Here is a 7,959-nt window from a genome sequence, read left to right as displayed (position 1 = left end):
AACAAATCCGAAACCTCACTCAACAACCTAACTCCCCGCAAAACCACGCTAGATATACATCTAACTTGATCCTGCAGCTCGCCAACTTCGCTTCAAACCCGCCGTCAGCAGAGAAACGAGATTATGAAGAATCCCGAACAAACCGTCAAGCCCATTTGCAAGCATTTGTGCACTTCTTGCTCTGAGCCGCCCTGTGGGCGGCGCATCAGGACGCGTGAATCTCGCCCGCCTGCTACACCCAGGCGGAGCCCACCTCAGCATCGCCAATTATCCTGACTACAGGGTTACACACCCACTATTGCACCTTCGCCTTCCCCGGCACGCGCCACTACCCCCGCCTCTTCTCCTACAGCACTCACGCGGAGAGCCACAAAAAAGGGCGCCGCGGCGCCCTTTTTTGTGGCCAAGCACGCTCACGCAGAAAATGAAGAGCCGCAGCCGCAGGTTGTGGTGGCATTCGGATTCCTGATTACAAACTGCGACCCCTCAAGCCCGTCGGTATAGTCGATTTCCGCTCCAACCAAGTACTGGTAGCTCATTGAGTCGATCAGTAAGGTCACGCCATTTTTCTGCAGCTGAGTATCATCTTCGTTCACCTCCTCGTCGAAGGTAAAGCCATACTGAAAACCCGAGCAGCCGCCGCCAGACACGAAAACCCGGAGCTTCAGCTCCACATTACCCTCCTCTTCGATCAATTCTTTTACTTTGTTGGCCGCACTGTCAGTAAAAACCAGCGGGTCGGGCATTTCGGTTGGGGCGTTCATCTTTGCTCTCCTACGGGGATTCTTCAGGATATCCATATGTGCCGACGTGGCAGCACCTCTTTCATATACTGCCATTGGATGCTCTTGCCGCCAATAGGTTCAAGGTTAACAAGCGAAAACGCCCCGCAAGCGGGGCGCTGAAGCTGGTACCGAAACGCTCAGGCCTTCTTGTAGGAGAGCTTTTCCTTGATGCGAGCCGACTTACCTGAACGGCTGCGCAGGTAGTACAACTTGGCGCGACGGACATCGCCGCGACGCTTCAGTTCAATACTGTCAACCAGCGGAGAGTAGGTCTGAAATGTACGCTCCACACCTTCACCAGAGGAAATTTTGCGCACAATAAAGGACGAGTTCAGGCCGCGATTGCGCTTGGCAATCACGACACCTTCGTAAGCCTGCAAACGCTCACGATTACCCTCCTTGACCTTCACTTGGACAATAACGGTATCGCCAGGAGCAAATTCGGGAATGGCTTTACCGAGACGGGCAATTTCTTCCTGCTCGAGTTCTTGAATCAAGTTCATGCGTATCTCCTATCAATCAAATGAAGCCTGTTTGCAGGCCGGTCACGCAGAGCAGGTCGCCACCTGATACGTGCCTTTAGTTATGCCTCGCGATCATCCGCAAGGCTTTTTTCCTGCCTGAACTGATCAAGCAGGAAATTTTCTTCGCGGCTCAGCTTGCGCTGCGCCAGCAAATCCGGCCGCTTTTGCCACGTCCGCCCAAGCGCCTGCTTGAGGCGCCAACGGCGGATTTCAGCATGATCCCCCGACACCAGAACAGCAGGAACACTTCCGTACGAATGACTCTCCGGGCGAGTGTAATGCGGGCAGTCCAGCAATCCAGCAACAAAAGAATCTTCAACAGCCGAATCTGCATCATTCAGCGCACCCGGCAGATGCCGCACAATCGAATCAATCAGCAACATTGCCGGCAATTCACCACCGGAGACCACAAAATCTCCGATAGAAACCTCTTCATCCACCTCAGCATCAATCAGCCGCTGATCTACACCTTCATACCTGCCACACAGCAGGATCAGTGCGGACTCCTGCGCTAATCGCATCACCCCGGCATGGTCCAGCGGTCGTCCTTGAGGCGACAGATAAACCACCCGCCCCGGCGCTCCTCCTGCCTCCAGTTGCGCCGCTTTGGCTGCAGCAATCGCTTGCGCCAGAGGCTCAACCAGCATCACCATCCCCGGGCCGCCACCATAAGGCCGGTCATCAACCGTGCGATGCTGATCGCAAGTGAAATCGCGCGGGTTCCAGCACTGTAGCTGCCATAGCCCTCGCGCAACAGCACGGCGGGAAATGCCAAAATCACGCACCGCAGCAAACATTTCGGGAAAGATCGTCACGACATCAAAGCGCCGAACGCCTTCCACCCCTTGCTCGCTCACCAATCCGCTTCCCACTCGACCCGGATCTCACCAGCAGCAAGATCTACGTCTTGAATATATGCAGCCACAAAAGGTATCAGACGCTCCGTTTCGCCATCTTCGATCTCCAGCACATCGTGTGCCCCGGTCGAAAGAAGCTTGCGCACCGTTCCAAGCGCCACACCACCCGTACCACTGACGCGCAGACCAATCAGATCGGTCCAGTAATACTCATCTTTGGCCGGAGGCGGCAGCGCCTCGCGCGGAGCAGCAACGAACCATCCGTCGATAGCCTCAGCCGCACTACGATCATCAACACCTTCAAGCGCCGCAATCACGCCCTTGCCGTGCATGCGCAAGCCCCGTGGAGCCAGCGCCCGCCAATCTTCAGGGCGTTGCGAGTCCGGATTCTTGCCGATCCACCACTGCGGCATTTTCCGCCATGAAAGCGGATCATCTCCTAGCGCCTGGATCTTGAGCCAGCCCTGAATGCCGAAAGGGGCGACAATGCGCCCCATCACGATCATGCTGCTTCAAACACCAGTCAAGCAGCTGCTTTGGCGTGCTGCTTGACCAGACGGGCAACCGTCGGGGACAGCTGGGCGCCATTTTGCTGCCAGTAGGCCAGACGCTCCACGTCGACCGACAGACCCTTTTCGCTCTCGGCAGCGACCGGATTGTAATAACCCACGCGCTCGATGAAACGGCCGTCACGGCGATTACGGGAATCAGTCGCAACGATGTTGTAGAAGGGGCGATTCTTGGCGCCACCACGGGCAAGACGAATAACAACCATGTTCAGTGTCCTGAAAAGTCAGTCCGGTATCGGATTACCGAAAACGGCGGATCATAGCGCACAAGCAAGTTCAACTCAAGACTTGGTTGCAAGTTAGCCTGTCAGACTGAACTTTCGTCCTGCACAGGGGAAGGCGCCCGACTCCATGATCCTTGCTAGAATGCAGCTTCCAGAGCTACCCGGCACGCCAGCAGGTCATGACTACAGGCCAAGCATTCACCGCAGACGCGACCCACGCGATCATGGAATGGCTCGCCACACAGCCGTGCGCGGACCTGGCCGACGAGGCGCTCAATCTCAATCTGAAGCTTGACGCACTCCACAGCCCCACGATCCAGAGTTCACAATTCCAGAGCTGTATCGAATTGTTCTACAGCAGGGCGCTGCGCCTGTGCGTTGAGCATCGCCGGGAACTGCGCAGCCTGTCCCTCCCGCTGCCAGCCCCGCAACTCAATCGTGCGCGCAACGTTGCCGAAGGGCTCAAGCGTGTAGCACTGGGGTTTGAACGCATACTTACGGATGCCGATGCCCGCGCTGGCGCACCGCAGAAGCGCCTGAACGAAACCGCCTCAGCCCGGGCTTTGCGTCTGCTGGGCGAGCATTTCCTGACCATGACCCAGGCAGGCATGGAAGTTGAGCCGGAGATATGGCGGATCGCTTATCGCCTGTACGCCCTGTCCCGCGTTGAACTAGGCTCCCTTGAGCCTGCAGGCAGTCCGGTAGAAACAGCTCTGTTCGCCTACAAACGCCTGCTGGCGATGATTTCATTGGAGCCGCAAAGTCTGTCTCCGGGAGAGCTGGACTGGGCGGCCGAATACCTGGCCCGCATCAGCGGCCAGGTGCATGTTCAGGAACAGCATCCTCCGGGGCTGGACGGTGCGTGGTACTGGCTGGACCCGCATGGTGGCGCCGAGCCGCAGGCCTGCATACGTCGAGATCCACCGGAAGGCAGGACGCTCCTGTTTTTCTCCACAACAGGGCTCGCGCGCCGCGCTGGCGAACAGCTCGCCCGCCACGAGGGCGGACGCGGGGGTAATGAATTAGGCGCCGACCCGAACTTCCCGGGGGTTCAGCCCGCGTCACTACTGGAGCGCCTGCGCCAACGCTGGGCAACCCCGCCCAAGCGCGAGCAACCGCGCCGCAGACAGGACTACAAAGTAGAAGCCTGCGTTGGTCTGCCAAACATCTGGGCCGTTCTGCACAGCAATGACAGCCAGCCGCAATCGCTGGTGTCACACTGGGCGGTCACCAATGAGAGTCCCGGCGGCTACGCCATCATGCAGCTCCAGGGGCGCGCAAGCGGGCTTTCTGCGGGCATGGCGGTCGCCTTGCGACGAGACTCGCGCGACCCCTGGAATCTGTGCGTCGTGCGCTGGATTCGCAGCGACGCGGCCGAGCATGTGGAGATTGGCCTGCAGATGGTCTCCCGCGGAGCCATTCCGGTACAGGTTGGCTTTCGCGGCAGTGACAATACGGTGGGGATGGCTTGCGCGCTGGTTCTTCCGGTGCTGCCTGCACTTCGCCAGCATCAGGCAATCATGGCACCGGCGGGCACCTACGTTTCGCGCCGCTTCGCTCTGGTTTCGGATATCGACCGGCTTTATGTTGCCCAGTGCCGTCTGCTCACTCTGGACCTGCAGACTTCAAATATCGAACTGTTCCAGTTTGAAATCGATCCTTATCCAATCTGAGCCAGCATCGCCACGGGGCGCGCCATGGCTTCGCGCATCTGCCCAACCGTGGCATTCAACAGCCGCTGATCGTCTGGCGTAATCCCGGGCGCCTGACTCTGCTCGTCTGCCACGCCGACCACCACTCGCGCCATCAGATCGCCCAGCAGGATGGCCTCCGCGGCGACACACAGCATCCACTCTCCTTCGTCCGTGCGCACGACCCAGCCCGCCTGGCGCATCTCCTCAAGCATCACCTCGGTCCGCGCTTGCGTTTCCCGACACGCTCTGGCCAGACCTTGCAAAGCAACGGGCAGCCCCTGGCGCTGCGCCTCGATCAAGGCCAGTGCCAGGCGGATCACCACCAGGATGCGTCCGGACGGCGTGTGCGGCAGAATCCGATGGCGCGCATTGAAATCCGGCAGGACCGCGGCTAACGTGGCTCCCAGCAAGATTACGAACCAGGTCAGGTACACCCAGATCAGGAAGATGGGCACGACAGAAAAGGTGCCATAGATCAGGGTGAAATTCGGCAGCTTGCTGAGATAGAACCCGAACAGGCGCTGCACCAGCACCACCCCGATGCCCGCAACCAGGCCACCGATGATTCCGTGCCACAGATTCAGCCGCCGATTCGGAATCACATGGAACATGAAGCTGAACAGCGCCGACAGCAGAATCGCGGTCATCGCCCGCTCCAGCAACATCCGCCCCCCAGCTACTTCAGAGACTACCCCCGAGGAAATCGCCAGCAATTGGCTGCCCGCCGCCACGCTGCCAGCAAACAGCACCGGCCCCAGGGTCAGGGCCAGCCAGTAAACCGGGATGCGCACGTACCAGGCGCGTGGACGTCGAACCGTCCAGATACTGGCGAAGGTGCGATCAATCGTGGCAAACAGCATGATGGCCGTCACCACAAGGAAGACGCTGCCAACAACGGTCAGGCTGGAGGCTTTCTCACTGAATTGCAGTGCGTAGGTCGCAACCACCTTGCCCGCCCGCTCGGGCAGAAGGTTCTGCAGCAGAAAACCACGCATTCCTTCGCCCAGCTTCATGAACGGTGAAAACTGCCGCATCACCGTCAGCACGACGGTCACCATCGGCACCAGTGACAACAAGGTTGTATAGGTCAGCGATCCGGCCGTCTGCAGCACCCGGACTTCGAAAAACTTCTGCCGCACAAGTTGCGCCAGATCGTAGGCCGGCTGGGGGAAAAATCGGGTATTCATTGCTGACCCCTGTCGGGAAAGATGGTTCGTATAATGCGGGGCATTCTAATCGGGTTGCAGGCGTGCGCATGCGGCATCACCGATCAACGCCTTTCCTTGCTCCCGAACGGAATCCCATGCTGCTGCAACGTCTTCGCCTGGCCTCGCTGGCCGCCCTGCTCGCCCTGGTTGCCCTGTGTCTGGCCACCGAATTGTGGCTGGCGCCGGTGCGCCCGGGCGGCTCCTGGCTGGTTCTGAAGGTGCTGCCTTTGCTGGCGGCACTGCGCGGCTTTCTATACGGCCGGCGCTACACCTACCAATGGATGAGTCTGCTGATCTGGCTGTATTTCACCGCCGGCGTACTCCGCGCCTGGGGCGACAAGGGGAACTCTGCAGTGCTCGGAGCGCTGGAAGCACTGCTTGCGCTGACCCTGTTCGCGCTGTGCTGCGCCTTCGCCTACTACTCGGCACCATCCAGGAACGCCTGACGCAAAAGCCGCGCCCCAAAAGGTTCTGCAGCAGCCCCATCCGGAGACCGGCCAGCGAAAAGGGTCTTCAGGCATACACCTCGAAGACCCTTTCCGAAAGCGGCTCTCAGACCGTCTCGCCCTGTGGATCCAGTCGCTGCCCGCGCGATTCCAGGCGGTTCAAAGCATTGATGTAGGCCTTGGCCGAGGCAATGATGATGTCAGTGTCTGCGCCCTGCCCATTCACCACGCGGTCAGCTTTGGACAGGCGCACGGTCACTTCGCCCTGTGCGTCCGTCCCGCCGGTAATGGCGTTGACCGAATAGAGCAGCAGCTCGGCGCCGCTTTGCGCGATTGATTCGATCGCCTTGAAGGTGCCGTCCACCGGGCCGGAGCCATTCGCTACGGCCTGCCGTTCCTGACCACCGACGACCAGCGTGACACCGGCAGATGGCACTTCTCCGGTTTCGGAGCAGACGCGCAAGGCCACCAGCTTGTAGTGCTCGTTTTCCGGCGTCACCACCTCATCCGACATCAGTGCCTGCAAATCTTCGTCGAAGATCTCCTGCTTCTTGTCCGCCAGTTCCTTGAAGCGCGCAAACGCCGCATTGAGCTGCTCTTCGGACTCGAACACGATGCCCAGATCCTGCAGACGCGCACGCAGTGCATTACGGCCAGAAAGCTTGCCGAGCGTGAGGCGGTTGGTAGTCCAGCCCACGTCCTCGGCGCGCATGATTTCATAGGTCTCGCGGTGCTTGAGCACGCCGTCCTGATGGATGCCGGATTCGTGCGCGAAGGCGTTGGCGCCGACGATGGCCTTGTTCGGCTGCACCGGGTAACCGGTAATCTGCGACACCAGCTTGGAGGCCGGCACAATCTGGGTGGTGTCGATGCGCGTCGTGACCGGGAAGATGTCGCCACGCGTGCGTACCGCCATCACCACTTCTTCCATCGAGGCGTTGCCGGCGCGCTCGCCGAGCCCGTTGATGGTGCACTCGATCTGTCGCGCACCGGCCAGCACGGCAGCCAGCGAATTGGCGACGGCCAGGCCGAGGTCGTTGTGGCAATGCACGGACCACACCACCTTGTCCGAGTTCGGCACACGCTCGATCAGATTGCGAATCAGCGCAGCGTATTGCTCGGGCGTGTTGTAGCCCACGGTGTCCGGCACATTCAGCGTCTTCGCACCAGCCTTGATCACCTCGTCGAACACGCGACAGAGAAAATCCAGTTCGCTGCGCCCCGCATCCTCGGCCGAAAACTCCACATCATCGGTGTACTGCCGCGCCCAGCCGATGGCCTTCACAGCCTGCTCGACGACCTGATCGGGCGTCATGCGCAGCTTCTTCTCCATGTGGATCGGACTGGTGGCAATAAACGTATGGATACGCCCCGAGTTGGCGGGCTTGATCGCTTCGCCCGCACGCCGGATATCGTTCTCGTTGGCACGCGCCAGCGAACAGATCGTGGCCTCCTTGACCGCCTCGGCCACTGCACGCACCGACTCGAAGTCACCGTTGGAAGCGGCAGCAAAACCCGCTTCGATCACATCGACACGCATCTTTTCGAGCTGGCGCGCAATCCGCACCTTCTCGTCGCGAGTCATCGAAGCGCCCGGGCTTTGCTCACCGTCGCGCAGGGTGGTGTCAAAAATGACGAGACGATCACTCATG

At 59.8% G+C, this 7,959-nt stretch carries 10 protein-coding genes; 3 read left to right on the top strand and 7 right to left on the bottom strand.

Annotated features, from left to right (window positions below; all coding sequences use genetic code 11):
- Positions 1-185: hypothetical protein (locus Q9Q94_RS16885; RefSeq protein ID WP_305981300.1), on the top strand; the 185-nt coding region annotated here is incomplete at its 5' end.
- A 228-nt stretch (positions 186-413) separates the two neighbouring features.
- On the opposite strand, the gene erpA is transcribed toward Q9Q94_RS16885, so the two are convergent.
- The 5 genes from erpA to rpsP all read right to left on the bottom strand — a co-directional run bounded on the left by erpA (position 414) and on the right by rpsP (position 2,941).
- On the bottom strand, positions 414-764 hold the full coding sequence (gene erpA / locus Q9Q94_RS16880; RefSeq protein WP_305981299.1) for an iron-sulfur cluster insertion protein ErpA: 351 nt from the start codon (positions 762-764) through the stop codon (positions 414-416).
- A gap of 158 nt (positions 765-922) precedes the next feature.
- Positions 923-1,288: a 50S ribosomal protein L19 gene (rplS, locus tag Q9Q94_RS16875; RefSeq protein WP_305981298.1), complete on the bottom strand. Its 366-nt coding sequence runs from the start codon at positions 1,286-1,288 to the stop codon at positions 923-925.
- A gap of 80 nt (positions 1,289-1,368) precedes the next feature.
- Positions 1,369-2,181 carry a tRNA (guanosine(37)-N1)-methyltransferase TrmD gene (gene trmD, locus Q9Q94_RS16870; protein WP_305981297.1) on the bottom strand — a complete coding sequence of 271 codons (813 nt, stop codon included), beginning with the start codon at positions 2,179-2,181 and terminating at the stop codon, positions 1,369-1,371.
- Positions 2,163-2,672, bottom strand: coding sequence for a ribosome maturation factor RimM (gene rimM / locus Q9Q94_RS16865; protein WP_305981296.1), 510 nt, complete (start codon positions 2,670-2,672; stop codon positions 2,163-2,165). Before rimM ends, trmD begins: the two co-directional genes overlap by 19 nt.
- 17 nt (positions 2,673-2,689) lie before the next feature.
- Positions 2,690-2,941: a 30S ribosomal protein S16 gene (rpsP, locus tag Q9Q94_RS16860; protein WP_305981295.1), complete on the bottom strand. Its 252-nt coding sequence runs from the start codon at positions 2,939-2,941 to the stop codon at positions 2,690-2,692.
- Positions 2,942-3,138: 197 nt separating this feature from the next.
- Here rpsP and Q9Q94_RS16855 point away from each other — a divergent pair, with 197 nt between their 5' ends.
- Positions 3,139-4,632, top strand: a complete 1,494-nt coding sequence (locus Q9Q94_RS16855; protein WP_305981294.1) for a hypothetical protein — start codon at positions 3,139-3,141, stop codon at positions 4,630-4,632.
- On the opposite strand, the gene Q9Q94_RS16850 is transcribed toward Q9Q94_RS16855, so the two are convergent.
- A complete protein-coding gene (locus Q9Q94_RS16850) occupies positions 4,620-5,840 on the bottom strand; it encodes a YihY family inner membrane protein (RefSeq protein ID WP_305981293.1) in 1,221 nt (406 codons plus the stop codon). The two genes, Q9Q94_RS16855 and Q9Q94_RS16850, sit on opposite strands and share 13 nt — an antisense overlap.
- Positions 5,841-5,956: 116 nt before the next feature.
- Here Q9Q94_RS16850 and Q9Q94_RS16845 point away from each other — a divergent pair, with 116 nt between their 5' ends.
- Entirely contained in the window at positions 5,957-6,307 is a 351-nt protein-coding gene (locus tag Q9Q94_RS16845; RefSeq protein WP_305981292.1) for a DUF2069 domain-containing protein, read from the top strand.
- Between the two features lie 106 nt (positions 6,308-6,413).
- On the opposite strand, the gene Q9Q94_RS16840 is transcribed toward Q9Q94_RS16845, so the two are convergent.
- On the bottom strand, positions 6,414-7,958 hold the full coding sequence (locus tag Q9Q94_RS16840) for a 2-isopropylmalate synthase (protein ID WP_305981291.1): 1,545 nt from the start codon (positions 7,956-7,958) through the stop codon (positions 6,414-6,416).
- Position 7,959: the final 1 nt, after the last annotated feature.

Origin of the sequence: Uliginosibacterium sp. 31-16 (genome assembly GCF_030730865.1) — a bacterium.
Classification (GTDB): Bacteria; Pseudomonadota; Gammaproteobacteria; order Burkholderiales; family Rhodocyclaceae; genus Uliginosibacterium.
The sequence above is the reverse complement of the archived record's forward strand: the minus strand, read 5'-3'. Positions and strand labels throughout refer to the sequence as shown.

Bases quoted from the DNA above. Each gene is read 5' to 3' on its own strand.
- rplS (WP_305981298.1), bottom strand. From the start codon at position 1,288: ATGAACTTGATTCAAGAACTCGAGCAGGAAGAAATTGCCCGTCTCGGT.
- rimM (WP_305981296.1), bottom strand. From the start codon at position 2,672: ATGATCGTGATGGGGCGCATTGTCGCCCCTTTCGGCATTCAGGGCTGG.
- erpA (WP_305981299.1), bottom strand. From the start codon at position 764: ATGAACGCCCCAACCGAAATGCCCGACCCGCTGGTTTTTACTGACAGT.
- Q9Q94_RS16855 (WP_305981294.1), top strand. From the start codon at position 3,139: ATGACTACAGGCCAAGCATTCACCGCAGACGCGACCCACGCGATCATG.
- rpsP (WP_305981295.1), bottom strand. From the start codon at position 2,941: ATGGTTGTTATTCGTCTTGCCCGTGGTGGCGCCAAGAATCGCCCCTTC.
- Q9Q94_RS16845 (WP_305981292.1), top strand. From the start codon at position 5,957: ATGCTGCTGCAACGTCTTCGCCTGGCCTCGCTGGCCGCCCTGCTCGCC.
- Q9Q94_RS16850 (WP_305981293.1), bottom strand. From the start codon at position 5,840: ATGAATACCCGATTTTTCCCCCAGCCGGCCTACGATCTGGCGCAACTT.
- Q9Q94_RS16840 (WP_305981291.1), bottom strand. From the start codon at position 7,958: ATGAGTGATCGTCTCGTCATTTTTGACACCACCCTGCGCGACGGTGAG.